Here is a 23,869-nt window from a genome sequence, read left to right as displayed (position 1 = left end):
TTAGTATAAGTAAAATTTAAGTGTGTTGATGGATGTCAGCACATTTTTTATGTTTATTATGATTAAAGTATTGCTAAAATGTTATAATATTAGACATAAAGCAGATGCAGCTAAACTTGAATTTGAAAATCACTTGATATTTACAATGGTGCGAATATAAGAATTAGGAGTGAATTTTATGGATCTAAAGAATCTTTTGAATAAGGAACAGTATGAGGCAGTGATTACAATAGATGGACCACTGTTGGTTCTAGCAGGAGCAGGGTCCGGAAAGACCAGAGTTCTTACCCACAGGGTGGCCCATATGATTAAAGATTTGAATATATATCCTTCAAAAATACTGGCTATAACTTTTACCAACAAGGCGGCAGGAGAGATGAAAGATAGAATAAGGGAACTTGTTGGAGACGAAGTGGAGGGCATGTGGATATCTACATTTCATTCAAGCTGTGTGAGAATACTGAGAAGAGAAATAGATAAGCTTGGATATAATAAAAATTTTGCCATATATGACAGTTATGATCAAAAGGTGCTTGTAAAACAATGTATGAAGGAATTGAATATAAATGACAAAGATATAACGGATAGAGAGATAATAAACAAAATTGGTGCACAAAAGGATGTTCTGGTTTCTCCTGAACAGTTCAAGAGGCAAAATGAAGGCAATTTTAGAATGAATAAAATTGCAGATGTCTATTTGCTGTATCAAAAGAAGCTTAAGGACAACAATGCTCTGGATTTTGACGATCTGATATATAAAACTGTGGAGCTTTTTAAAGATCATTCTGATGTGCTTGAATTTTATCAGAGAAAGTTCAAATATATAATGGTGGATGAATACCAGGATACCAACAGATCTCAGTATGAATTTGTCAGACTGCTGGCCCAGGGTCATAAGAATATATGTGTGGTGGGAGACGACGATCAGTGTATTTATGCCTGGAGAGGTGCCGATGTGAGAAACATTCTGGATTTTGAGCAGGATTATCCAAATGCAAAGGTAATAAAATTGGAACAGAATTACAGATCCAAGGGGAATATATTGAAAGCCGCCAATGATGTCATAAGCAATAATTCCAATAGGAAGAAGAAAGTACTTAGGACTGAAAGTGAAAACGGGGGTAAGATAAAACTATACAGGGCTTATTCTGATATGGATGAAGGAAGATATGTGGCATTTAAAATAAAAGAGACATTAGAAAAAAGTCCCCAAAGACAGTATAGGGATTTTGCAGTACTCTACAGAACAAATGCCCAGTCCCGTATTTTTGAAGATGCATTTATGAAGGCCAATATACCTTACAGGATAATTGGAGGTTTAAAGTTCTATGACAGAAAAGAAATAAAGGATATTATGGCATATTTGAAGTTTATAAATAATCCTCTTGATGATGTGAGCTTGAGAAGGATAATAAATGTACCCAAAAGGAATATAGGGGATTCTACTGTGCAGAAAATACAGAGTTTTGCTGCTTCTATGGAGGAATCCCTGTACAATGTTATTTTGGATGCGGACGAAGTGATGAATCTATCTAAGAGAAGCATTAATTCCATAAAAAAGTTTGTAAGCATAATAAATAGCTTTATCAAGAGCAGAGATAAAATACCTGTTTCTAATTTGATAAGGGAAATATTGGATATAACAGGGTATTTGGATGAACTCAAGGACAGCAAGGAGGCAGACAGTATAAGCAGAGTGGAAAATTTAAAAGAACTTGTGTCAGCTGCTTCTGAATTTGAATCTACGTCGGAGGATACTTCTCTTTCCGCATTTCTGGAAAAGGTAACCCTGGTTTCAGATATAGATAATTTTGATGACAATGCAGATTCTGTAGTACTTATGACTGTACACAGTGCAAAGGGATTGGAATTTCCAGTGGTGTTTATGGTGGGAATGGAAAATGGTATATTTCCGGGTATACAGTCCCTGGATGATTCCAAAGAAATGGAAGAGTCCAGAAGGCTGTGCTATGTTGGTATAACCAGGGCTAAAGAGCAGCTTTACATGACTTCTGCTGAGAGTAGAAGGGTGTTTGGAAGAGTAGTGGCATATGAGCAGTCAAATTTTATAGATGAAATATCTAGTGGATTGAAAGAATATGATACTGTAAAGAAAAATAATGTAAGCAGTTTTTCAGATAGTATTTTAAATAAAAATACTTTTTCATGGACAAAAAAGGTAGTTTCTCATACTTTGTCAAACGAGGTGAAAGCTTCACCTGTAAATGATATTTCCAATGACAAGTATTTGAAACCTGAGGCCATAAAAGAGGGAATAAAGGTTAGACACAGCAAATTTGGAGTGGGAACTATTGTGAGCATATCAAAGAATGGAAATGATATAAAACTAACCATAGTATTTGACAAAATGGGGATAAAGAATTTGATGTACGGAATAGTTCCCCTGGAAGCCGTATAAAATTCATGTCCAATTTACTTATGAGGTGATATGATGAGTGAGGATATTGTAAGCAGAATAGATAAAATTATAAAAGAATTAAACAGATATGCCTATGAATATTATGTTGAGGATGACCCCAGTATTTCAGATAAAGAATATGACATGAAATATGATGAACTGGTAAAATTGGAAAAGGAAACAGGATTGGTTTTTCCGTATTCTCCTACTCAGAGAGTAGGAGATACTGTTCTGTCCCAGTTTCAGAAGTATGTACATAAAGGAAGATTGTGGAGTCTGGACAAAGCTCAAAGTATAAATGCAGTAGAGGAATGGCACCGTAAAAATGAGAAAATTGTAAATGAGTACAACCTACTTCATGAGGATAAATTGCCTAAACTCAGATATGTCCTGACTAAAAAATTTGATGGACTCACTATAAATTGTACTTACGATGAAAGAGGACTTCTGATAAAAGCTGCAACTAGGGGGACGGGTGTCGTGGGAGAAGACATAACAGCTCAGGCGAGAACAATAAAGTCACTTCCTCTTAAAATAGATAATTATAGTCTGGTGGAGATACACGGGGAAGCTGTCATGACTAAAAAGGCATTTGAAGAATATAATAAAAAAGCAAAAATACCTCTGAAAAATCTTAGAAATGGTGCAGCGGGAGCTCTTAGAAACTTGAATATAAAGGAGACAGCCAGAAGAAATCTTTCTGCGTTTTTTTATGATATAGGATACAATGAAGGCAGGCCATTTAAAACTTATGTGGAAATGATGAGCTTTATAAGGGAAATGGGACTGCCTCAGGACAGCTACCTTAAAGTGTGTAGCAATATGGATGAAATAAAAAAAGAATTGGAGTACATACATGGTATAAGGAAAGAGCTTCAATATGATATAGATGGAGTAGTAATAGTGGTGGATGATATGAGAACCAGGGAGATTCTGGGCTATACCATAAAATTTCCCAAGTGGGCTTTGGCATATAAGTTTGAAGCTGAAGAGATTACCACGGAGCTTCTGGACGTGGAGTGGAATGTAGGCCGCAGTGGAAGAGTTACGCCTACTGCTATTTTGAAGCCGGTTGAACTGGCGGGAGCTACAGTAAAGAGGGCAACTTTAAACAATATGGATGATATAAGGAGAAAGGGAATAAAAATAGGCTGCAGAGTATTTGTGAGAAGATCCAATGACGTAATTCCGGAAATAACGTCGGTAGTGGAGGATGATAAGGAAAAAACCAGGGAGATAGAAGTTCCTAAACAGTGTCCTTATTGTGGAAGTAAGCTTATAAAAGACGGAGTTCACTATTTTTGTGAAAATACCCTTTCCTGTAAACCTCAAATGGTAAAAAGCATAGTTCATTTTGGAAGTAGAGAAGCAATGGATATAGAAGGGTTCAGTGAAAAAACTGCAGAGCAGCTTTTTGAAAAATTGAATATAAAATCCATAGCTGATTTGTACAGAATACGTAAAGAAGATCTTATGACTTTAGACAAGTTTGGAGAAAAAAAATCGCATAATCTTGTAAATTCCATTGAAAAAAGTAAAAATTGTGATTTGGCCTCTTTCATATATGCTTTGGGAATACCAAATGTAGGCAAAAAAACTGCATCGGATCTGTGCAAGAAATTCAATAAATTGGAAAATATTCAAAAGGCCGAGCTGGAGGAACTTGTATCTATTCAGGATATAGGAGAAACGGTGGCAAAAGGTATAATAGAATTTTTCAAACAGGACAATATAATAAAGAGTATAGATGAATTATTGAAATTGGGAATAAAACCTTATTTCGAGGAATTAAATATAGAAAGCAATGAATTTCAGGGGAAAACGATAGTGGTTACAGGAACCTTAAAAAATTACACTAGAATGAGTATAAAGGAAAAATTGGAATCTCTGGGAGCCAGGGTTTCAGGAAGTGTAAGTAAAAAAACAGATTATGTTATAGCAGGAGAAGCTGCTGGAAGCAAGTATGACAAGGCACTTGAACTTGGAGTCAAAATAATTGATGAAAATCAATTTGAAAATATGATATAAATATTTACAAAGCAGCTAAACAGAGTTATCATAAAAATAGTTTTAATTTATGATATAAGGAACTTTAGGTAAAAACCTGTGGAGGAGAAAATGAAAAAGACAATAAGTTTATTAGGATGGTTGGGTGTTATATTCACCATTATTGCATTGATATTAACTCTTCTTACTACATATCATTTTACATATGTAAAGTATTTTAATGATTACTATACATTGCAATGGAGCATATTTTGCACTATGATAATATGGACCATAAATATGATGGTTTTTAGATCCAATTTTAAAAATATAGTGTATCCTATAACTTGTGCAGCAATAGCTTGTGCAACTATGTTTTTTATGCATATGAAAGTTTTTTAGATATAAAAGAGACAATCTATTAGATTGTCTTGTTTTTTGTAATGATATGTACATACTGAGTTAACTTTTCCAGCAGGTAGTTTTTATATTTTATCTGTGACAAGGTCTGTTTGAAAATTATAAATCCCCAGATTAGAACAAACATTATAGTACACATGGTCAGCACACCTAAAATTTCTATTACAAGTAACATTTTCACACTCCTCCATATAATTGAAATTTCAAGAATATAAAAGTGATTGAAATATACGTGAACATTATATCATAAAAAATCCATATTAAAAATATTATAATATAATTTGATTATTTTTATAATAACTGACAATAATTTAAACTGTATTCCATTATTATAAAAATAAGGAGATATGTATGAAAAAACTTATTTGCATAATATCCATCATGCTGATGATTTCAATTGTCTCAATAACTCTCATAGGGGGCTCACTGGAGAAAAAAGTTGAGGAAACCGGAAACAATGAGCACAAGAACAGTTTGGTGTATAATTTGGGTGAATCTCCTAAAAGTTTGCTAATGCTTGATTCTGATAATGTAAGACAAAAAGATATACTTGCCAATACTTTTGAAGGGTTGGTAAGCAGTGATGAAAATGGAAATATAATCCCCGGACTGGCAGAAAGTTGGAGTGTAGATGAAGGCAAAACTTGTTATACCTTTAAAATAAGGGAAAATGCAAGATGGAGTAATGGTTCCAGTATCACTGCATATGATTTTGTGAGTTTTTTTTCTGATATATTGAACAAGGATATGGACAATATATATGCAGCACAGTTGAATTGCATATTTGGAGTAGAAAAATACAGACAGGGGAAAAGTGATTTTAAAGATGTTGCCATAAATGCATTGGATAGTAAAACCCTGCGTATAAGATTAAATTATCCTTCTGGCTGTTTCTTGAATATACTTGCACAGCCTATATACTCCCTTAGAAATATTGATTATAAACTTGTGGATTGGAAAAAGGAATATAAGTCCATATTGTATTCGGGAAGTTTTGTCATAGACAATATATCTCAAAATGGTGATATTACCTTGAAGAAAAATTCTGATTACTGGAATAAGTCTCAAGTTAAAAGCAGCAGTATAATACTCAGCGGCTTAAAGACTAATGAAAGTGCGCTGGCAGCTTTTCAGGATGACAGAGTAAATATATTTGTGGATCCGCCTTTAGGAGAAATCAAAAATATAAAAAATAAAGTGAATTATATAACTGTACCTAAATTAGAGGGAAAGGCAATAGCTTTCAATATGAAAAAACAAAATATTGTAAGTAATGTTCAGTTTAGAAATTTTGTGTCCATGGTTGTGGATAGAAAAGAGATAGTGGAAAATATACTGATAGGTACTGCTCAATCAGCTAATTCATATATACCTGATTATGTAAGCGACGGATTAAATGGCAAATTTATAAATAGAGAATTTTTTCAAAGTGCATCTCAATCGGAAAATGCTTCAGATATGATTAAAAGTTTGAATTATAGTAAAGATGAATCTCTAACTTTGATATATGTGGATAGTGTAGAAAATAAAAAGGTATGTGAGAATATAGCACAGCACATTAAAAATAAATCTGGAATAATTGTAAACTGTCGTGGATATGAGTTGTCTAAATTTAAAGAACAACTGAAAAAGGGAAGCTATGATATGGCGGAGGTAGATTATAGAGGAGATTATGATTATCCTCTGGCATTTTTAAATATGTGGAAATCTTCTTCTTCCTATGATTTATATGGATATAAAAATTTGCAGATAGACAACAAATTAATGCAGGCGGAATTTGAAGAGGATGGAAATCAAAAGATAGAGATAGTAAGGGATATAGAAAATACTTTAGCTCAAGATATGCCGGCAGTGCCTCTGTACTTTAATGATACAGTTATTATTTCAAAAATTTATGTAAAAGGTGTTTATGCCAATAAAATGGGAAATGTAAAACTTGACAGAGTTTATTTTGCCCATTAGTTTAAGCTTATTGAGTATTAAATATAAAAGGTTCCATGAATTATGGAACCTTTCATATTTATGGTCTTTAAGGGAAAAGATCTTTGTCCTTTATCTGATTCTTTGGGGAAAAGTACATACAACCTGACTTGGGGGATGAAAGGTTTGTAATGGTAGTGATACAATTTAGAGTACATTTTCCGTCTTTTTCATGTATACATTTTTCAGAACAGTTAATATCCATCATTGTCTATCACCTTCCTTATAAAGAATCAGGTTGAAATTTAAATTAAAAATACAAAATGCTTGTACTGGAGTGATATTATTATATCCTAAAGATAAAAAATTTATCCTTGGAATATTATAGAGTTTCCGGTTTTAAAAAATGTAGTGTAATGAAAAATATAAACATATTTTTATATGTGTCAAAAGAAGCTTTTACGGATTTAAATTTTTTCTTTTTCATACTGTAAGTTACATATTTACAGAAAATGGGTGCTATTTCACAAGCCTCAGGTGAAGGAATGGAAGATATTCTGAAATTCTGTTCCTCCATTAAATCTTCTGATTTAAGAGAAAAGTTCCTATAGCGTTCTGCATCATTTAAATCAGGTGCTCCGGGCCAGCTTAATATCAGGCCTGAATCCACAAGCTGGCGTTTGAATACGTCCAATACTATTAAGCTATTTTTGTCTCTGTTTTTATATATATCTACATTTGTCAGAAAAGCTGTAAGATATAACATAACTTCCAGACATGTGAATTCAATATCTTTTTTAGAGGTATTTTTTATAAAAAGTCCCTTTTCTGAATCATAAAGTTTTAAAAGCCTTTCAAATATAAAATTTGCGTTATCTTTATATTTAATAAAGTTTGTATATTTGTGTATCATGGTAAAATTTATATAATTCAGTGAATCATTTTCCACGTCCGTTTCTCTTGACGTATTGGTTAGGGAATTTACCTGATAAAATTTTTCAAAAAGGAGTTCCGATATATCAACTAACAGATCTTTGCATTTGTCGTCTTTAGAGTAACCATAAAATATATTTAGAGAAAAGCAAAATTTTGTGAGTTCTTCAAAAGACATTTCATACAGCTTATCTTTTGAGTCAATAAGTACATTTAGTATATCAAATGAAAAGTTTTTAAAATCTTCTTTTTCATCATCTTCCATTAAAGTACTGCATTTATAATATGCAGCCATCAATAGAGCTTGAGATGAAAATTTAAATTTTTTATATTTGTCTATAAATCTAATCTCTGCTGATTTTGATCCGCTTTCGCATTTTTTATCGATAAATACGCCTTCACTGTTTCTGAAATAACCTGCGTAAAATTCAAGTTGTTTTTTACACAGAAATGAATAAAGTTTTCCCAAATTGTATTTATTTTTGTCTATGTTTTTGAAGGAATTATAGTAATCTGAAAGCTCCATCAGAGACAAGGTCATAAAGGCATTGCTGTCTATGTTTATTTCTTTTTTAAATTTATCTTCATTCCAGCACAATCTGTTATCCATATTTATGAGAATAGGATTAGCCTTTTTATAAATACATAAGAGTGGAGAAAGGTTTTTAAATGTGTTAATATCAAAATTAGATGTATTTTTGGGCATGATTCCCTCTACTGAAGTGGGAATACCACATTTTGAGTGTAGTACAATATCTTTTAAAGATTCTTTGGAGAAATAAAACAGCTGTTGTTTAACGTTAGTGGGTTTTATTTTATTGATTTTTAAGAAAGGTCCTATATATTTCAAAATATTTACACCTACCATTAAATTAATCCCTATATAAATAATATGAAATAGGGTTCAAAATTGTGATTATTTATTTTAGAAAGGAAGAAACTTTATGAAAATAGGAAAACTGGATTGGAACGATTTAAAAGCCATAATAGATAAAAGCAGGGTGGTAAAGAGGAGCGATGTTAGGATAAGAAGCGGAATAGGAGAGGACTGCAGTGTAATAAATTTTGGAGATAAGGAATGTATTGTGTCTACAGATCCAATTACCGGGGCGAATTTGAACAGTGGAAAACTTGCGGTACATATAAATTGCAATGATATAGCATCCTGTGGTGTTGAACCTGTGGGAATTTTAGTTACTATTCTGGCACCTGAAAATTCCTGCCTGGAGGATATAAATAAAATTATGGAAGAAATAAGTGAAGAGGCAGGAAAACTCAATATAGAAATACTTGGCGGGCATACAGAGGTGACTAAGGCTGTAAATAAAATGGTTATTTCCTGTACTGCCATAGGAAAAGGGGATAGGAATAAAGCTGTGTCTACTTCAGGAGCAAAAGAGAATGATGACATAGTAGTGACAAAATATCTGTGCCTGGAAGGAACCAGCATTGCAGTCAATGATTTTGAGGAAAAACTTAAGGATATACTTACACCGAAAGAAATAAATGAAGCAAAAGATTATATAAAGTATATAAGTGTAGTCAGAGAAGGAGTATTGTCCGGGAAATTTGGTGTCAATGCCATGCATGATATAACTGAAGGTGGTCTTCTGGGAGCACTTTGGGAAGTCGCGAAAGCCAGTAAAGTGGGATTTAGAGTATACGAAGATAAGATACCTTTAACTAACATAACATGGAAAATATGTAGAAAATATTCTATAGATCCACTGAGATTTATTTCCTCCGGAAGCATGCTTATTACTACAGAAAATGGAGACAGATTGGTTGATATGCTGGAACAAAACGGCATTAAGGCCAGTGTAATAGGCAAGGTGACCAAGGGACAATATATACTGGTATCCGATGGGAAAGAGGAAAAGGTGATGCCTCCTAAAAGTGATGAATTATTTATATTGGAGGAAAAATTAAGATAATTGAGGTATAATTGATTTAGTGAAATATAGTTTTGGTTTTGGAGGTAGAACATGCGAATTGATGGTAGAAAATATGACCAGATTAGGCCTATAAAAATAACAAGGAATTATACGAAATACGCAGAAGGATCTGTGCTTATAGAGACTGGAGACACAAGGGTAATATGCACTGCATCTATAGAGGATAAAGTGCCGCCTTTTTTAAAGGGAAAAGGGGAGGGATGGATTACCTGCGAGTATAATATGCTTCCCAGGGCTACTCAGGTTAGAAAAATAAGAGATATAACAAGAGGAAAAGTTGACGGAAGAACTATGGAAATACAGAGACTTATCGGCAGGGCGCTTAGATCTGTAGTGGATCTTAAAGCCATAGGAGAAAAAACTATATGGGTTGATTGTGATGTGATTCAGGCAGATGGTGGTACCAGAACAGCTTCCATATCTGGAGCATTTGTATCACTGGTGGATGCTGTAAATGTACTTCATAAGAGATCACCTTTTAAAATTTATCCAATAAGGGATTTTGTAAGTGCTATAAGTGTGGGAATAGTAAATGATATAAGAATGCTGGACTTATGTTATCTGGAGGATTCAAGAGCTAAGGTGGATATGAATGTAGTGATGACGGATTCGGATGAAATTGTGGAAATACAGGGTACAGGGGAACAAAGTCCCTTTACCAAGGAAGATTTGAAAGAACTCATGGGATTGGCGGAAAAGGGTATAAAAAATATGATAAATGCTCAAAAAAACAGTTTGAAAATGGACTCTCTATGGATAGGAACCGGTGGTGAATAATGGGGAAATTGATAGTTGCCAGCAATAATTACAATAAAATAAGAGAAATTAAGCAGATACTTTGTGAGTATCCTGTGGATATCTTGTCCATGAAAGAAGCTGGAGTTGACCTGGATATTGAAGAGGATGGAGCTACATTTTTAGAGAATGCCTATAAGAAAGCCAAAACCGTATATGACATACTTGAACATAAATTTATGGTGCTGGCGGATGATTCGGGGCTTATGGTCAAAGGATTAAATGGAGAGCCGGGGGTACATTCTGCAAGATTTGCAGGTGAACATGGAAATGATGAGAAGAACAACAAAAAACTTTTAAACCTTTTAAAGGATAAGGACAGGGAGAGCAGGAGGGCAAAATTTATATGTACCATGGTATTGGCGGCGAAATACGACAAGATACTTCAGGTTCAGGGAGAAGTAGAGGGGATAATATGCGAGGAGGAACGTGGAAACAATAAATTTGGTTATGATCCTCTGTTTTATGTACCAGAATACAATATGACTTTTGGAGAGATGTCTGCTGAGTTGAAAAATTCTATAAGCCATAGAGCAAAAGCACTTAAAAGATTGAAAGAGGAAATTGGAAAATATATTTAAAGGAGATATGCATTTTGCAAATAGGTGTAATAAGTGATACGCATAGGGATAAGAAATTTGTCCATAGAGTCAGAGATATTTTTTCTGACATGGATATAATCGTTCATCTGGGGGATAATGTTCAGGATGTCTCCCAGATTAAAAAATTCTATACCAGACCTGTTATAAATGTAAAGGGAAATTGTGATTTTTCTGTGGATGTTCCTGGTGAAAGGATTGAGAACATAGGCGGCAAAAAGTTCTTTATAACTCATGGGCACAGATACGATGTGAAATACGATCTATCTAGACTGAAATATAAAGCCATGGAGGAAAATGCTGATGTGGTTTTATTCGGTCATACACATTTATCCAAGATAATTTATGAAAATGGCATATGGTTTGTCAATCCGGGAAGCCCATCGATACCAAGAGATGGATTTAACAGTGTGGCAGTGATAAATTTGGAAGGCGAAATTATAAATGCAGTGATTAAGGGAGTTTAAATAAAACTAAAAAATCTCAAATTAGGTATTGACGAATTCATATATATCGTGTAGAATAATTAATGTCGTCAAGAGTTTGGAAAAGCTTCTAGTGTAATTGAAATCAATTTTGATGTCGGGGTGTGGCGCAGATGGGAGCGCGCGTGGTTTGGGACCATGAGGTCGCAGGTTCAATCCCTGTCACCCCGACCATTTGGATTTGATGAAAAGTTTATATAGTGGTAAAATCACTTATATGATAACAATTGTGCGGGTGTAACTCAATGGTAGAGTGCTAGCCTTCCAAGCTAGTTATGAGAGTTCGATTCTCTTCACCCGCTCCAAGCGTGCGTCTTTAGCTCAGTTGGATAGAGCAACGGCCTTCTAAGCCGTGGGCCGGGGGTTCGAATCCCTTAAGACGCACCACATATAGGCGCCATTAGCTCAGTTGGTAGAGCATCTGACTCTTAATCAGGTTGCCCGGGGTTCGAGTCCCCGATGGCGCACCAATGTATGGTGGACGTAGTTCAGCTGGTAGAGCGCCAGATTGTGGTTCTGGTTGTCGTGGGTTCGAATCCCATCGTTCACCCCAGTGTTGGGATGTAGCCAAGTGGTAAGGCAATGGACTTTGACTCCATCATTCGTAGGTTCAAATCCTGCCATCCCAGCCATTTAATGGTTTACTAGCTCAGTTGGTAGAGCACATGACTTTTAATCATGTTGTCCGGGGTTCGATTCCCCGGTAAGCCACCAATATATTTTGGGATAGACAGTTGAAAATTCTCTTTTTAAATTGAGAATAAAAGTTAAAGTTGTAATACATCAAAATTGTAATATTTGTTTTACATATGCAGGTGTGGCGGAATTGGCAGACGCACTAGACTTAGGATCTAGCGCCTACGGCGTGGGGGTTCAAATCCCTTCACCTGCACCAAAATCATGAATAAAATGTCAAGTTTACTGTTACTATGCGGGAGTGGCTCAGTGGTAGAGCGTCACCTTGCCAAGGTGAACGTCGCGGGTTCGAATCCCGTCTTCCGCTCCAAATATAAAAATGACATAATCATAATGCGGGTGTAACTCAATGGTAGAGTGCTAGCCTTCCAAGCTAGTTATGAGAGTTCGATTCTCTTCACCCGCTCCAACATGCGTCTTTAGCTCAGTTGGATAGAGCAACGGCCTTCTAAGCCGTGGGCCGGGGGTTCGAATCCCTTAAGACGCACCACATATAGGCGCCATTAGCTCAGTTGGTAGAGCATCTGACTCTTAATCAGGTTGCCCGGGGTTCGAGTCCCCGATGGCGCACCATACAGTTTCGGGGTGTGGCGCAGATGGTAGCGCGCTTGGTTAGGGACCATGAGGTCGCAGGTCCGAGTCCTGTCACCCCGACCATGTAATATTGATAGGCAGTATTTGAGTTTAAGGCTTCAATTAAGTTTGCACATATTGTGTAATTGAATTTTACTAATAGATTTGCGGGTGTAACTCAATGGTAGAGTGCTAGCCTTCCAAGCTAGTTATGAGAGTTCGATTCTCTTCACCCGCTCCATTTGCATTTTTAAAATAATATAACAAGCACCCATAGCTCAGCTGGATAGAGTGATGGACTTCGAATCCAGAGGCCGGGAGTTCGAATCTCCCTGGGTGCACCATAAGTCTTTTTAAACACTACATTCTAGTGTTTTTTATTTTGCGCAATTTTAGAGTCTTTACTTTCTATTGAAATATAATTTCCTAGAGAAATTTGCGGAAAATTAAACATAAAGTAAAAGGAATAAAGATACGGTTGGATTAATACAATTAGAATATGAAGTCCTATCAGATACTTTAAGCGCTGTGGAGGAGGTAGAGAAAGTTACATGGGATACAGAAATTCCACAAACTTAAAAAATAAAATATATAAGGATTTACTTCTAATATTTATAATGGGTGCTCTATACATGGTTCTAGAAGGTTTATGGCGTGGCTGGACACATATAAGTATGCTGGTAGTGGGTGGAACAGCGGCCTTCTTTATAGGAAAACTTAATGAATATCCTAAATTCTATGACAGGAAAATGTGGCAGGAGTGCGTAATCGGAACTTTTATAGCTCTTGCATTGGAATTTACTTCAGGGGTTATATTAAACATATGGTTGGGACTTGATATATGGGATTATTCTAATGAACCCTTTAATTTATACGGGCAGATATGTTTGACATATGCAGTACTATGGTTTATATTGATGCCGCTTTGTATATATGTGGATGATTACCTGCGATATAAGTTGTTTGGAGAGAAAAGGCCTGCAGGGCCGTTGAAAAATTATAGAGATCTATTTATGAGTAATTGAAAGCTAGAGATAGCTTTTTTATTTTTGCTTTTACAAAATGGTTGGAACAAACTGGCAGATAGAGCTCTAAGACTTGAAAAACGGAGTATATTTTGACTACTAAAAATAATTACAAGAAATTTTAAAAAATTCCTGCCTATATTTCAAAAAATGCATATATATTATATACACGGAGAAATAAATTTGGAGGGAATAAAATATGTATACTGATGAGGAAGTAAAAGTAATTAAAAGGGACAGAGATCAAGCTAAACAGTTGAATATCTATTTGTTGGCAAGATTATTTCAGATATATAAATTAGCTACAACTAGAGATATTAAGCGCATTATATCAATGGCTGTTAAAAAAACTGGATTAGTTTATCCAGAATTATTTTCTATAATAAGCGAAAAAGTTAAATAAAAATTAATTATGGAGGTAATATAAAATGTCAGATTTAAGCATATTATTTACTATTACAGCACTGGCCGTGGGAGTGGGAATCATAGTGTTGATTTTTTTGCCTTATTTAAAAAAGAAAGATGTTGATACTGAAGAAGTACTGGGAAAAGTTGAAAATGGATTGCATAAGGATATGGTTGGGGTATTGGTATCAGGTGGCAAGCTTCTGGATATTTTAAGTATCATAGAACGCTGTGCAGATATAGGCGTTGGACAAGCAGAACAGCTTAATATATCTTCACAACTGACTGCAGATCAGAGAAAAAAGAGTGCAGAAGATTATGTGTACAGCGTTTTTGACAAACTTGGTATAGGAGTGGATGACAATGTAAAGGCCATAATTTCAGGAGCCATTGAGAGTAAAGTGTATGAGCTGAAAAGTTCAGAAGAGAAAAAGTCAGATCTGCAAACGGAAGTTCAAGTTGAAATATTGCAGCTCAAAACTCAAAATTCACAGCTTAGAACTGAAAGAAAAAAGCTACAGCAGGAAAACGAAGAATTGAAGAAAAAGATTGCTGATTATATACAGAGTACTGCTGAACCTGCAAAGAATGCAACTGACGCGGTGGCTTCAGCACAGCCGGTTCAATAATTTTAGCCCAGGGTCGTTAATTTGGCCCAGGGCTTATTTATGTTTGTAAATGAGTTTTATTTTATAATGTTTACAAATATTTTATTGATGAGACATTGGAATGTAACAAGTATGATATATAATTATAAATGTTCTAAGGAAGTAACCTTAGTTTACATAAATTAATCGTTCCTTTTAAAAATAGTTACAAGTGCATATTAGTGTCTACGGTTGCAGGGCACTATAAACTTAAGTGCAACCACCACGAGCCACTATATAAAATTAGACTCCTTTAAAATATATTGCAAAATAAGCATCCGTCATTCGGGGTGCTTATTTTATTTGGAATTTATAATGCTTAAACTAATTAAATTATATGAGGTTAAATAACATCTTCTGATAGCTAATACTCATCATAGTAATTATCATAAGGTATTATGACCGGGAGAATTAATGCCATTGAATGATGATAAGGAAAAGGCCTAATTCTACGTCTGCGCCTTCGTCTTCTACGTCTGCGCTTTCTTGGATTTCTTTTTCTAAAACCTGCATTAATGTCATCATCTTCATCCATGTCATAATATTCATCATCATCTATTGGTTCGTCGTAGAACATTGGACATGAGTATGGTGAATATTGCATTGAATAGTCAACTGGCTGAGAATTGTGGGGATATTGATTTTTCCCCTCATTATTATTATTAGAATCCATTGAATTCCTCCACAAATTTATTTACAATATATGTTATGAGTGAAATAGTATATTGTGAATAAAAGTTAAAATACATTTTTGAATGCAGCGATTATGGGAACTACGTCTGAACCGTTTTACGGAGCTCCAACTCTGCGAAAAAAGGATTATATTATCCGTGTTTAATTCCGTAATTAATAAAAGAATAAATTTAAAAAATAAAAATGAAATCGACAAGGCAAAGGTTTATTAAAACTGTGATAAAAGCTTTGTAAAGAGTTTTGGGAAAGCCCAGGACTCTTTTTTATTGAAGAATTTAAAAGAAAAGCCGGACAAAAAGGTGAGAGGATTTTATAGATAAAATTATTATTGTATTAAACTGATGCTATTATTAGCAAGTTTCTAAATTGAAAATATATTAAAAATAAGTAAGGAGGTAAGATTTTATGTTAAAGGGCATAGATATAAACTCCAACAATTGGGTGTCAGACTGGCAAAAAGTGAAAGATTCAGGAATCCAGGTTGTTATAAATAAGGCCACAGAAGGAACTTACTATACAGATAAATATCTGTCTTACAGGCAGAATATATGTAAACAGCTGGAAATTTTATTTGGAGTTTATCATTTTGCAGGACATCAGGATGTTAGTTCTGAAGTAAATGCTTTTATTGGATATATATCTGGAATGGTGTTTGATACTATCCATTGGCTGGATATAGAGCAGCCACCTGAGAGTTATAGCTGGGAATGGGATAAACAGACAGCTGTAAATTTTACTAATCAGTTTATTTCATTGTTTATATCGAGAACCGGTAAAAAAATTGGAGTTTATACAAATAAGTGGCTCTATGAAAATTATCTTAAGGGAAATATAGATCCTAATACTAAGCTGTGGATAGCTGCATATGGATTAAGCAGCACCCCTTATGCGAATACTTCCTGGCAGTATTCAGCAAGCGGCTTTGTGCCTGGGATAGATGGAAATGTAGATTTGAATTGGTTTGCAGAGGATATTCTGGCAGGATCGGGAGAATATACACCGCCTATTTCCAATGAAGATAAATTAAAAGAGCAGATTAAAGCTCTCCAATACAACTTGAATATAGATTATAATGCAGGTTTAGCAGTAGATGGTATTGCAGGCCCTGCAACTATGGCCGCACTGAGAGGGATACAGGATATTATTGTAAAAGGCCATAAAAGTCATGTGATTTTGTGGATTCAACAGAAGCTTGCTATGTATGGATATTTAAAAGTAGGAACTTATACTGAAATGATTTATGATGAATCCACATTTCAAGCTGTAACTAATTTACAAAAGAACTGGCAAAGGTCCACAGATGGAATTCTAGGGCCAGAAACATGGAGTATATTTTTAACCCCAGGTCATTAATTTGGCCCAGGGTTTTATTTTTTGCTTAATAAAAATAAGATATTACAAAAAATTTATGCTCCAAATTTTTATTTATTGTAAGTCATTTACTTTAGCTCCATATTTCACAAAGGATATATTACTACGACAGGGACAAAATATTAGTGAGTTGAAAATATGTATTTATAGGAGGTAATATTTGTGAAAAATTTATTTGACAGTGTGTTGGGCAATGGCAGTGATGATGATAAGAAGAAAAAAAGTAAAGATGAAGGAAGACTTACACTTCATAAGGAAGAGCTTGATATAAATAAAAGTAAAGTTCCAAAGGGTGAAGTTGAACTGAGCAAAGAAATTGTTGAAGAACCAAAAACAGTAGATGTTCCAGTCACTCATGAAGAAGTTGTTATAGAAAGAAGACCAGTAGATAATAAATCTAGTGATACACCAATTAGTGATGAAAAGGCCATACACATTCCAGTCAGTGAAGAACAGGTCAATGTGGGCAAACACACTGTGGTAACTGGAGAGGTATCTGCTCATAAACGTGAAGTTAAAGAAACAAGGAAAGTGGATGAGAAACTAAAAAGAGAAGAAGCTCGTGTAAACTCAAATGGTGATGCAAAGATAGTGGATAACAAAGATCATAGCTTCCGTTAATCAAGTGGTAGCGTTTAGGTAAATTTATGAAATAAAAAACACCTCATAAATCTAATGCATGATTTATGAGGTGTTTTTAGGAAGATAAAGTATGTTAACTGTATTGGGCATTATTGTAGGTGCAATTAATAGGCAGGATAATGATTTAAAATAAGACATATAAGGAGGGTATTGAAATGATTTTAAAGAAGATTCCTTATGATGGAGATAGTGGTGTGGAAATGCAGCTTGGCGAAGAACAGATGAAAATATCTAAGGACAAAATACAAACTGGTAAAGTATCCATCCATAAAGAAATTTTAACCGGAGAAAAAAATATTACTGTACCTGTAAAGCGGGAAGAACTTATTATTGAAAAGACTGTTCCTGATTCAAAATCTCATAATAAATCGGGATCTCATAGTGAAAGCATTAGAATACCAGTCAGTGAAGAACGTATCGACATACACAAGCGGCCGGTAGACTTAGAAGATGTTTCAGTTAGTAAACATCAGTATGAAGAAGTAAAGCATATAACTGAGACACTAAAAAAGGAAATACCTCATATCGGTATTAAGGGGAATGCAAAAATTGTGGATAAGGGAATCGATAAAGAATATTGAAGTTAGGAATATGGGATAATTAATAAATTTTGCAATGTTTACAAATAGTTTATTGGTATGAAACTAGGATGTAACAAATATTTTGTATAATTATAAATATCAGAAGGAAGTAAAATGTAACCTTAGTTTATACAGATTATTTTAATTATTGTCCTCCTTGAAAATAATTGTGAATGTAAATTAGTGTCTATGGCTGCAGGGCACAATAAACTTAAATGCAGCCGCCACAAGGTACTTAAATTAATAGATCTCCTATCAATTATATTGTAAAATAGGCATCCGTCATTTAGGGTGCCTATTTTGTGTGGAGAAGAGCACATGGCTTTTATCTGGATGCTCTTTAATATTTTTAAATTTATAAATGATTTTAAGAAAACTTTAAGGATTGAAATATAAAATAATAATTACCGACACTTCTTAAATAAAAAAAGTATTAATTACATTAGTGTCTATGGCTGCAGGGCACTTTAAGTATGAATGCAGCCACCAATAGATTTTTTATAGAATTTAATCTCCCTTAATTTAATTTTAATTAAATCTATAGATAAGCACCTATAACAACAGGTGCTTATTTTATATGGAAAAAAGCCAGGGGTGAAAGTCCCTGGAATGAGGTTTGATATAATATAAATTTAAACACCGGGGATTCATCATCCCCAGCGTAAAGTAAGTATCAATGTACCAAGAAACAAACATTCTGGTCTATATGAAACTTTAAATATTCTAATAGCTTAAATACACTGATATCCTTATGTAAATAGTATATACAGAATTGAATTTATTATACAAAAAATTTAAATCAAATTACTGGTATGTTTTTGCCTGAATTTTATGTTCGAAGCATGAATGCGACTGAGATTTCAATTATCGTATGCTATAATAAATCTAATACACATACTCATTCATATGCTCAATTAATTTTACCCATTCATGGTTCCTTTATATGGAAACTAATTATAAAAAACTAACACTAGTGGTTGGTATATTATTAATATTTCAAAAGAAAACTGATATAGTATTTAAAGATAAGGTTACTATACAAGAGTTAATAGGGATTTTTATTAGTTTTTTTGGAATTATCATAATAACTACTAAAGGAAACATAACAGACTTTAATTTAACAAGCTTACAAGGAGATATATTAGCACTTAGTGGAACTTTTGTTTTTCCGCTGTTCTCTATTTTAGGTAAAAAATTTAATTTTGATAAAATAATAAGTGTCTTCATATATTTTTTATCAGCATTAATATTTATAATTCCAAAATCTACATTTCCATATTTTTAGATGAAAAGATATTAATAAGTGCAGTAATAGGTATTGTAGTCATTGTTATTGGTGTTTTATCTCAATGTATTAAAGTTAATAAATACAAAGGAGCTTAATTATATTATGATAGATATTGTAATTTGCGAAGAATTAAAGAAAATTTGTCCTGAAATGACACTAGGCTGTATACAATCTCATGTAGATGTAGAAAGCGGCAGTGATAGTTTATGGAAAGAAATTAACAATTATTGTGAAGTCTTAAAGAAGGAAATACATATAGAAGAACTAGCATCATTACCTAGGATTAAAGATGGAAGGGAAATATATAAGAAATTAGGTAAAGCACCTGGTAAATATAGATTATCTTCGGAAGCATTAATAAGAAGGATATTGCAGGGAAAAGGAGTTTATAAAATAAACAATATTGTAGATATTAATAACCTAATATCGTTGAAATCAAAGTTTCCTGTAGGTTCATATAACATTGAAAACTTAAACAGCCCAATTTCTCTGATAATAGGTAAAAAAGACGAACACTACAAAGGCATTGGTAAAAGGCAGATAAATATAGAAAACCTTCCAGTATTAACTGATTCTATTGGCAGTTTTGGAAGTCCAACAAGTGATTCTGAGAGGGCCATGATAACAAGTAATACAAGTGAAATATTAATGTGTGTTTATTCCTTTAGTGGCGAAATTGGTATTGATAAATATTTAAAATGTGGTAAGGAGCTTTTAAAAAAATATGCAAATGGAAAAGATATTGAAATTAAAATAATTAAGTAATATTTTATAAAATATGCGATAGTCCAAGTATGAGATTGAGTAACTAAAGTTACATTATATAGATGGATATATTAATATTCCAGCTCATAGATATTCAGAGAAATGAATGGGTATAATTTAATTGTACCTCCAGGTATAGATAAATATGTATGCTTGGAAAATGATGAGATAAAATAGAATAAAATGGATAAATAGCCTATAAACAGTGTAAGTTGCCCTTTTGCATAATTCATATATTATTAATTGTACTCCAAGGTCGAGAGTATGAAGATTTTTCTGTAAATTAGCTTTTATGATATTTATTAAAGGCGGATATCAGTAAAATGAAATGCTGCCTTGTTGTAATACCCTTTTTTTCTCGCCATAAATAAAAGCTTCCTATGATTTTTATTTTATCATAGAAAGCTATCTTTCTTAATTTACAGACTTTTTTTACAGCCTCACCAGGTCAGTTTAAGAACCTGAAGTTAAAGCTATTGAGCTGTGTCAGCGGGAAATGCCGTATCTTTCACAGGCTCCACAGTATTTTGTATATCGGCAATTTTTTTCTTTAAATTTTCGTTTTCCTGTTGCAGTTGTATCTTTTCGCTTTGGAGCTGTGAAGCTTGAATTTGAAGCTGTGATATTTGAACTTGAGCTGCCGTTTGCTGAGCTGACTTTTTTTCTTCCGGGCTTTTCAGCTCATATACTTTGCTTTCAATCACACCTGAAACTATAGCCTTTACATTGTCATCCACTTTTATACCAAGTTTATCTAAAACACTGTATACATAATCTTCTGCATTTTTTTTCCTTTCATCTGCAGGAAGCTGTGAGGATACATTGAGCTGTTGAGCTTGTTCAACACCTATTTCTGCATAATGTTCTATAAGACTCAAAATATTCAGGAACTTGTTGCCTGGTACTATGGCTTTTGCTGCATCCGTATATTTTTTAACCTCCTGTAAACCATCCTCAACCCTCTGCAGTATATCTTCCGTACCTATTCCTTTTTTCTTCAAATAAGGCAGGAAAAGCAATACCGTGATTCCTACGCCCACGGCCAGTCCTATGATTGTAAATAATATGTTTAAGTTTGACATCTCATATTACCTCCATTTATTTTTCTTTGTGATAATTTACTCTGCACATAATATATATGCACTTTTTTTAGAATGTAGGCGGGAAAATATAAAAACTTCTCAAAGTTATTTTTAATTATTTTGACATAATTTACAGATAGAAAAGCCCCAGCATAATATGTTAACCTTTCATTAAAAACAAGCAAATAATCAATGGAGGTAACATATATGTTAGAGCTTTCTAATGACTCTGTAAAAAACAGAAGAAATATTAATACTTCAATAATGTATGACAGTGAGATAATTATCATAGCATTAGTGGCGAACTTTTTAGTAATAGACTTAGAGAATGTCTGGGCTGGCCATTGTAAAAAGAACCTCAAAGGATGTTTGCCGGGTTTACCTAAACTTAGACTGTTTAAGCTCTAGAAATTTTATACTCTAATTCATTTGATTAATAATAAAAATAGTGAAAATACATACTTTAATTTTTAATATCACAAGAGATTAAATTAGATATTATCAATAATTCAAATAATCTTCAGTAAAATTATCTTTATCCCAGAAATGATCTTTTGAGATCTGAGATTCACTTATATCAAAATAATTATATATAATTTGTCCTGATTTATCAGGAATTGGATCATCCCAAGTTGTATCTATATATCCAATTTTGCCATCTAACATGGCCATATTCCACATGTGAATTCCTCCGCCGGCAGTTCCGTTTACAGCTATAGATTTTATGCCTGACATTTTTGCCAGCAGATTAAATGCTGATGCATATCCCTGACAGACGCCTGTACCATTAATTAAAATTCCATATGCAGTATAATCTTGTACAGGCACTGAATTTTTCATATAATTATCATAATCATATTTTGCATTGGTTACAATATAGTCATGTATTGCCTTTGCTTTTTCAATTTGTGTCATATTGGGCACAATTATGTTAGAGAGAACTTCCTTTGCATTTTCAGCAGCTCTATTTTTCATATCTATCAATTCATCTTTTGAAAATCTATAATTAAATTTAATACTACCATCATTTGAAATTACGTAACTTTCAACATAATCTATATCAGGGTTTTGTTTAAGCACTATTTCCACAATATTCTTTGGCATAGTGGACGAATTAGTACTGTCATATAAGAATTCATCCTGACAATTTGAAATTGAAGCTTTTATGGCTTCATACCAGTCTTCTTCATTACTTAAAAGAAGACCGTTTGTTTTATTTGATGAATTGGAGTTACTTTTAATTCCTTCCAGGTAGCTTTCGCTCTCCGGTGTAACAGAAGCATAGCCACCATAGATCAATATTTTATTCATTTTGTCTATATTCACATCATAATCAAATTTATCGTCAATCAAAGCCATACCCAGATTGTCTTTGGCAGCTACTACAGAACCTGACAGTCCGTCTGCAAAAATTTTGTTACTGGCCACTGCAAGCCCATCTATATTTTTCCCCAGTGAATTCAGTATATTAGTATTAAAGTCTTTGGGAGTATTTCCATCTATTCTATTGACAGCAATACCCATTTTCACTAGTTCATTGTCTACGTTAGATGAGACGACGGTATTTCCTCCGAGTACTGTTACATTGTCTATATTGATCCTTTTCAAAATATCTCTGGTAGTAGAATTTAATGAATACCCATCTGTAAATAATACAATATCATTTTTTTTACCCACATAAGGTGAAGCAGCCATGGCATATTGAAATTCATACCCTGTAGTCAGAAACACTCCTCCAATAGGTTTGTATTTTTTGACTTCTTCTCCGATCCTGACGGCTGTTTCATATCTATTTAGCCCGCTTAATCTAACAACGCTATAGCCTTGATTTTTCAAGTCATTTTCCACAGCACTGCTTACTACTCCAGTCCCACCAAGCAAATATATATTTTTTGCACCAAGTCTTTTTATTTCATCCCATATTACTTTAGGTATATAATCTGTATTTGTCAAAAGTATAGGTGAATTCAACTGATAGGCAAGTGTTGTTCCCGCCAGGGAATCTGCAAATTTATCATCTCCCTGGCCACTAGAAATAACTACATTTTCAGAAGTACTCCAGTTATTTTTTGAGATATTGGCTGAAGTCTCATACCTGTCTTGTCCACTTAAACGCGTTACTTCAGAGGCACTTACTTTTACAATTGGTATTAATAGTATAAACATTATTATTGCAGCAGAAATGTATATGTTTTTTGAAACTTTCATACGTATCTCCTCCTTGAATCATCTGTACTATATTCTGAAATTTTTATTTCATTTAATTTTTTGTATTGAATATAATATTTTATTTATGGCATACAATTATCATATAAATTAAAATGAGCTATAGTGCTAATGTTCTAGCACTATAGCTCAATAAATAAAGTTATAAAATCATAAACATCAGCAACCCGGCTATCATGGCTTAAACAGCTTTAGATCCGCAGCTTTGCGTCCCCCATTTTCATAAGGTTTGCTATTTATAATGTAACTTTTAATTCTATTTACATTAATATTATATATTGTTATTTTTATTAAAGTCAAGGAGAAGCATGTTAAATATTCTTAATATAATCTCTTGTGCTGGTTAATTTATCTTGACAAAAT

At 33.6% G+C, this 23,869-nt stretch carries 20 protein-coding genes, 15 tRNA genes, 2 pseudogenes and 1 riboswitch; of the genes and pseudogenes, 32 read left to right on the top strand and 5 right to left on the bottom strand.

Annotation, left to right across the window (positions count from 1 at the left end; translation table 11 throughout):
• Positions 1-178 precede the first annotated feature (178 nt).
• The 3 genes from pcrA (at position 179) to CLLU_RS00455 (ending at position 4,807) form a co-directional block, all read left to right on the top strand.
• A complete protein-coding gene (pcrA, locus tag CLLU_RS00465) occupies positions 179-2,419 on the top strand; it encodes a DNA helicase PcrA (RefSeq protein WP_106007608.1) in 2,241 nt (746 codons plus the stop codon).
• A gap of 33 nt (positions 2,420-2,452) precedes the next feature.
• Positions 2,453-4,447 (top strand): NAD-dependent DNA ligase LigA, encoded by a 1,995-nt coding sequence (ligA, locus tag CLLU_RS00460; protein WP_106007607.1) that lies wholly within the window; start codon positions 2,453-2,455, stop codon positions 4,445-4,447.
• A gap of 90 nt (positions 4,448-4,537) precedes the next feature.
• Positions 4,538-4,807 (top strand): hypothetical protein, encoded by a 270-nt coding sequence (locus CLLU_RS00455; protein WP_106007606.1) that lies wholly within the window; start codon positions 4,538-4,540, stop codon positions 4,805-4,807.
• Between the two features lie 19 nt (positions 4,808-4,826).
• Here the strand turns inward: CLLU_RS00455 and CLLU_RS18815 are convergent, their stop codons facing one another.
• Positions 4,827-5,000 carry a hypothetical protein gene (locus tag CLLU_RS18815; protein WP_170065712.1) on the bottom strand — a complete coding sequence of 58 codons (174 nt, stop codon included), beginning with the start codon at positions 4,998-5,000 and terminating at the stop codon, positions 4,827-4,829.
• A gap of 176 nt (positions 5,001-5,176) precedes the next feature.
• Here CLLU_RS18815 and CLLU_RS00450 point away from each other — a divergent pair, with 176 nt between their 5' ends.
• Positions 5,177-6,787, top strand: a complete 1,611-nt coding sequence (locus CLLU_RS00450) for a peptide ABC transporter substrate-binding protein (RefSeq protein ID WP_106007605.1) — start codon at positions 5,177-5,179, stop codon at positions 6,785-6,787.
• Between the two features lie 340 nt (positions 6,788-7,127).
• Here the strand turns inward: CLLU_RS00450 and CLLU_RS00440 are convergent, their stop codons facing one another.
• Positions 7,128-8,528: a hypothetical protein gene (locus tag CLLU_RS00440; RefSeq protein WP_106007672.1), complete on the bottom strand. Its 1,401-nt coding sequence runs from the start codon at positions 8,526-8,528 to the stop codon at positions 7,128-7,130.
• A gap of 94 nt (positions 8,529-8,622) precedes the next feature.
• Between CLLU_RS00440 and CLLU_RS00435 the strand changes: the two genes are divergently transcribed.
• The 22 genes from CLLU_RS00435 (at position 8,623) to CLLU_RS00330 (ending at position 14,840) form a co-directional block, all read left to right on the top strand.
• Positions 8,623-9,612, top strand: a complete 990-nt coding sequence (locus CLLU_RS00435) for an AIR synthase family protein (protein ID WP_106007603.1) — start codon at positions 8,623-8,625, stop codon at positions 9,610-9,612.
• Between the two features lie 51 nt (positions 9,613-9,663).
• A complete protein-coding gene (rph, locus tag CLLU_RS00430) occupies positions 9,664-10,410 on the top strand; it encodes a ribonuclease PH (protein ID WP_106007602.1) in 747 nt (248 codons plus the stop codon).
• Complete coding sequence (locus tag CLLU_RS00425; RefSeq protein ID WP_106007601.1) at positions 10,410-11,009, top strand: XTP/dITP diphosphatase; 600 nt, start codon at positions 10,410-10,412, stop codon at positions 11,007-11,009. Before rph ends, CLLU_RS00425 begins: the two co-directional genes overlap by 1 nt.
• Before the next feature lie 14 nt (positions 11,010-11,023).
• Positions 11,024-11,494: a metallophosphoesterase gene (locus tag CLLU_RS00420; RefSeq protein ID WP_106007600.1), complete on the top strand. Its 471-nt coding sequence runs from the start codon at positions 11,024-11,026 to the stop codon at positions 11,492-11,494.
• Positions 11,495-11,610: 116 nt separating this feature from the next.
• Positions 11,611-11,686: transfer RNA gene (locus CLLU_RS00415), tRNA-Pro, on the top strand.
• Between the two features lie 57 nt (positions 11,687-11,743).
• Positions 11,744-11,817, top strand: a tRNA-Gly gene (locus CLLU_RS00410).
• A gap of 5 nt (positions 11,818-11,822) precedes the next feature.
• Positions 11,823-11,899 (top strand) — tRNA-Arg (locus CLLU_RS00405).
• A gap of 7 nt (positions 11,900-11,906) precedes the next feature.
• Positions 11,907-11,982 (top strand) — tRNA-Lys (locus tag CLLU_RS00400).
• Between the two features lie 7 nt (positions 11,983-11,989).
• Positions 11,990-12,065: transfer RNA gene (locus CLLU_RS00395), tRNA-His, on the top strand.
• A 4-nt stretch (positions 12,066-12,069) separates the two neighbouring features.
• A tRNA-Gln gene (locus tag CLLU_RS00390) sits at positions 12,070-12,144 on the top strand.
• A gap of 6 nt (positions 12,145-12,150) precedes the next feature.
• A tRNA-Lys gene (locus CLLU_RS00385) sits at positions 12,151-12,226 on the top strand.
• A gap of 97 nt (positions 12,227-12,323) precedes the next feature.
• Positions 12,324-12,407, top strand: a tRNA-Leu gene (locus CLLU_RS00380).
• Positions 12,408-12,443: 36 nt separating this feature from the next.
• A tRNA-Gly gene (locus tag CLLU_RS00375) sits at positions 12,444-12,518 on the top strand.
• A gap of 25 nt (positions 12,519-12,543) precedes the next feature.
• Positions 12,544-12,617: transfer RNA gene (locus tag CLLU_RS00370), tRNA-Gly, on the top strand.
• Positions 12,618-12,621: 4 nt separating this feature from the next.
• Positions 12,622-12,698: transfer RNA gene (locus CLLU_RS00365), tRNA-Arg, on the top strand.
• 7 nt (positions 12,699-12,705) lie between these two features.
• Positions 12,706-12,781, top strand: a tRNA-Lys gene (locus CLLU_RS00360).
• A gap of 8 nt (positions 12,782-12,789) precedes the next feature.
• A tRNA-Pro gene (locus tag CLLU_RS00355) sits at positions 12,790-12,865 on the top strand.
• An 83-nt stretch (positions 12,866-12,948) separates the two neighbouring features.
• A tRNA-Gly gene (locus CLLU_RS00350) sits at positions 12,949-13,022 on the top strand.
• Between the two features lie 26 nt (positions 13,023-13,048).
• A tRNA-Arg gene (locus tag CLLU_RS00345) sits at positions 13,049-13,125 on the top strand.
• Positions 13,126-13,332: 207 nt separating this feature from the next.
• Positions 13,333-13,806 (top strand): putative ABC transporter permease, encoded by a 474-nt coding sequence (locus tag CLLU_RS00340; RefSeq protein WP_106007599.1) that lies wholly within the window; start codon positions 13,333-13,335, stop codon positions 13,804-13,806.
• A 199-nt stretch (positions 13,807-14,005) separates the two neighbouring features.
• Positions 14,006-14,209, top strand: coding sequence for a hypothetical protein (locus CLLU_RS00335; protein WP_106007598.1), 204 nt, complete (start codon positions 14,006-14,008; stop codon positions 14,207-14,209).
• Between the two features lie 25 nt (positions 14,210-14,234).
• Positions 14,235-14,840 (top strand): hypothetical protein, encoded by a 606-nt coding sequence (locus CLLU_RS00330; protein WP_106007597.1) that lies wholly within the window; start codon positions 14,235-14,237, stop codon positions 14,838-14,840.
• 382 nt (positions 14,841-15,222) lie between these two features.
• On the opposite strand, the gene CLLU_RS00325 is transcribed toward CLLU_RS00330, so the two are convergent.
• Positions 15,223-15,531: a hypothetical protein gene (locus CLLU_RS00325; RefSeq protein ID WP_106007596.1), complete on the bottom strand. Its 309-nt coding sequence runs from the start codon at positions 15,529-15,531 to the stop codon at positions 15,223-15,225.
• Between the two features lie 425 nt (positions 15,532-15,956).
• On the opposite strand from CLLU_RS00325, the gene CLLU_RS00320 reads away from it, so the two are divergent.
• The 5 genes and pseudogenes from CLLU_RS00320 to CLLU_RS00295 all read left to right on the top strand — a co-directional run bounded on the left by CLLU_RS00320 (position 15,957) and on the right by CLLU_RS00295 (position 20,198).
• Positions 15,957-16,904 (top strand): GH25 family lysozyme, encoded by a 948-nt coding sequence (locus CLLU_RS00320; RefSeq protein ID WP_106007595.1) that lies wholly within the window; start codon positions 15,957-15,959, stop codon positions 16,902-16,904.
• A 180-nt stretch (positions 16,905-17,084) separates the two neighbouring features.
• Positions 17,085-17,543 (top strand): YsnF/AvaK domain-containing protein, encoded by a 459-nt coding sequence (locus CLLU_RS00315; RefSeq protein ID WP_106007594.1) that lies wholly within the window; start codon positions 17,085-17,087, stop codon positions 17,541-17,543.
• 97 nt (positions 17,544-17,640) lie between these two features.
• Positions 17,641-18,145 (top strand): annotated as a pseudogene (locus CLLU_RS00310) (YsnF/AvaK domain-containing protein); the annotation flags it as partial.
• 842 nt (positions 18,146-18,987) lie between these two features.
• Positions 18,988-19,118: pseudogene (locus tag CLLU_RS19420) on the top strand (AraC family transcriptional regulator); the annotation flags it as partial.
• Between the two features lie 417 nt (positions 19,119-19,535).
• Positions 19,536-20,198, top strand: a complete 663-nt coding sequence (locus CLLU_RS00295) for a B3/B4 domain-containing protein (RefSeq protein WP_106007592.1) — start codon at positions 19,536-19,538, stop codon at positions 20,196-20,198.
• A gap of 473 nt (positions 20,199-20,671) precedes the next feature.
• Here CLLU_RS00295 and CLLU_RS00290 read toward each other — a convergent pair whose 3' ends face one another.
• Positions 20,672-21,280 carry a hypothetical protein gene (locus CLLU_RS00290; RefSeq protein ID WP_106007591.1) on the bottom strand — a complete coding sequence of 203 codons (609 nt, stop codon included), beginning with the start codon at positions 21,278-21,280 and terminating at the stop codon, positions 20,672-20,674.
• Between the two features lie 207 nt (positions 21,281-21,487).
• On the opposite strand from CLLU_RS00290, the gene CLLU_RS00285 reads away from it, so the two are divergent.
• Entirely contained in the window at positions 21,488-21,688 is a 201-nt protein-coding gene (locus CLLU_RS00285) for a hypothetical protein (protein WP_106007590.1), read from the top strand.
• Positions 21,689-21,781: 93 nt separating this feature from the next.
• Here CLLU_RS00285 and CLLU_RS00280 read toward each other — a convergent pair whose 3' ends face one another.
• Positions 21,782-23,488 carry a cell wall-binding repeat-containing protein gene (locus CLLU_RS00280; protein ID WP_106007589.1) on the bottom strand — a complete coding sequence of 569 codons (1,707 nt, stop codon included), beginning with the start codon at positions 23,486-23,488 and terminating at the stop codon, positions 21,782-21,784.
• Between the two features lie 176 nt (positions 23,489-23,664).
• Positions 23,665-23,750: riboswitch (cyclic di-GMP riboswitch) on the bottom strand.
• Positions 23,751-23,869: the final 119 nt, after the last annotated feature.

The organism is Clostridium luticellarii, assembly GCF_002995845.1.
In the GTDB taxonomy this organism is placed as follows: Bacteria; Bacillota; Clostridia; order Clostridiales; family Clostridiaceae; genus Clostridium_B; species Clostridium_B luticellarii.
Note: the sequence above shows the minus strand (reverse complement) of the source record. Positions and strands in the feature narration are given on the sequence as shown.

What these genes read in the sequence shown, in the direction of transcription:
- CLLU_RS00295 (WP_106007592.1), top strand. Translation starts at nt 19,536, where the DNA reads ATGATAGATATTGTAATTTGCGAAGAATTAAAGAAAATTTGTCCTGAA.
- CLLU_RS00340 (WP_106007599.1), top strand. Translation starts at nt 13,333, where the DNA reads ATGGGATACAGAAATTCCACAAACTTAAAAAATAAAATATATAAGGAT.
- CLLU_RS00450 (WP_106007605.1), top strand. Translation starts at nt 5,177, where the DNA reads ATGAAAAAACTTATTTGCATAATATCCATCATGCTGATGATTTCAATT.
- CLLU_RS00435 (WP_106007603.1), top strand. Translation starts at nt 8,623, where the DNA reads ATGAAAATAGGAAAACTGGATTGGAACGATTTAAAAGCCATAATAGAT.
- CLLU_RS18815 (WP_170065712.1), bottom strand. Translation starts at nt 5,000, where the DNA reads ATGTTACTTGTAATAGAAATTTTAGGTGTGCTGACCATGTGTACTATA.
- CLLU_RS00335 (WP_106007598.1), top strand. Translation starts at nt 14,006, where the DNA reads ATGTATACTGATGAGGAAGTAAAAGTAATTAAAAGGGACAGAGATCAA.
- ligA (WP_106007607.1), top strand. Translation starts at nt 2,453, where the DNA reads ATGAGTGAGGATATTGTAAGCAGAATAGATAAAATTATAAAAGAATTA.
- CLLU_RS00330 (WP_106007597.1), top strand. Translation starts at nt 14,235, where the DNA reads ATGTCAGATTTAAGCATATTATTTACTATTACAGCACTGGCCGTGGGA.
- CLLU_RS00285 (WP_106007590.1), top strand. Translation starts at nt 21,488, where the DNA reads ATGTTAGAGCTTTCTAATGACTCTGTAAAAAACAGAAGAAATATTAAT.
- CLLU_RS00320 (WP_106007595.1), top strand. Translation starts at nt 15,957, where the DNA reads ATGTTAAAGGGCATAGATATAAACTCCAACAATTGGGTGTCAGACTGG.
- CLLU_RS00325 (WP_106007596.1), bottom strand. Translation starts at nt 15,531, where the DNA reads ATGGATTCTAATAATAATAATGAGGGGAAAAATCAATATCCCCACAAT.
- CLLU_RS00455 (WP_106007606.1), top strand. Translation starts at nt 4,538, where the DNA reads ATGAAAAAGACAATAAGTTTATTAGGATGGTTGGGTGTTATATTCACC.
- pcrA (WP_106007608.1), top strand. Translation starts at nt 179, where the DNA reads ATGGATCTAAAGAATCTTTTGAATAAGGAACAGTATGAGGCAGTGATT.
- CLLU_RS00290 (WP_106007591.1), bottom strand. Translation starts at nt 21,280, where the DNA reads ATGTCAAACTTAAACATATTATTTACAATCATAGGACTGGCCGTGGGC.
- CLLU_RS00280 (WP_106007589.1), bottom strand. Translation starts at nt 23,488, where the DNA reads ATGAAAGTTTCAAAAAACATATACATTTCTGCTGCAATAATAATGTTT.
- CLLU_RS00425 (WP_106007601.1), top strand. Translation starts at nt 10,410, where the DNA reads ATGGGGAAATTGATAGTTGCCAGCAATAATTACAATAAAATAAGAGAA.
- rph (WP_106007602.1), top strand. Translation starts at nt 9,664, where the DNA reads ATGCGAATTGATGGTAGAAAATATGACCAGATTAGGCCTATAAAAATA.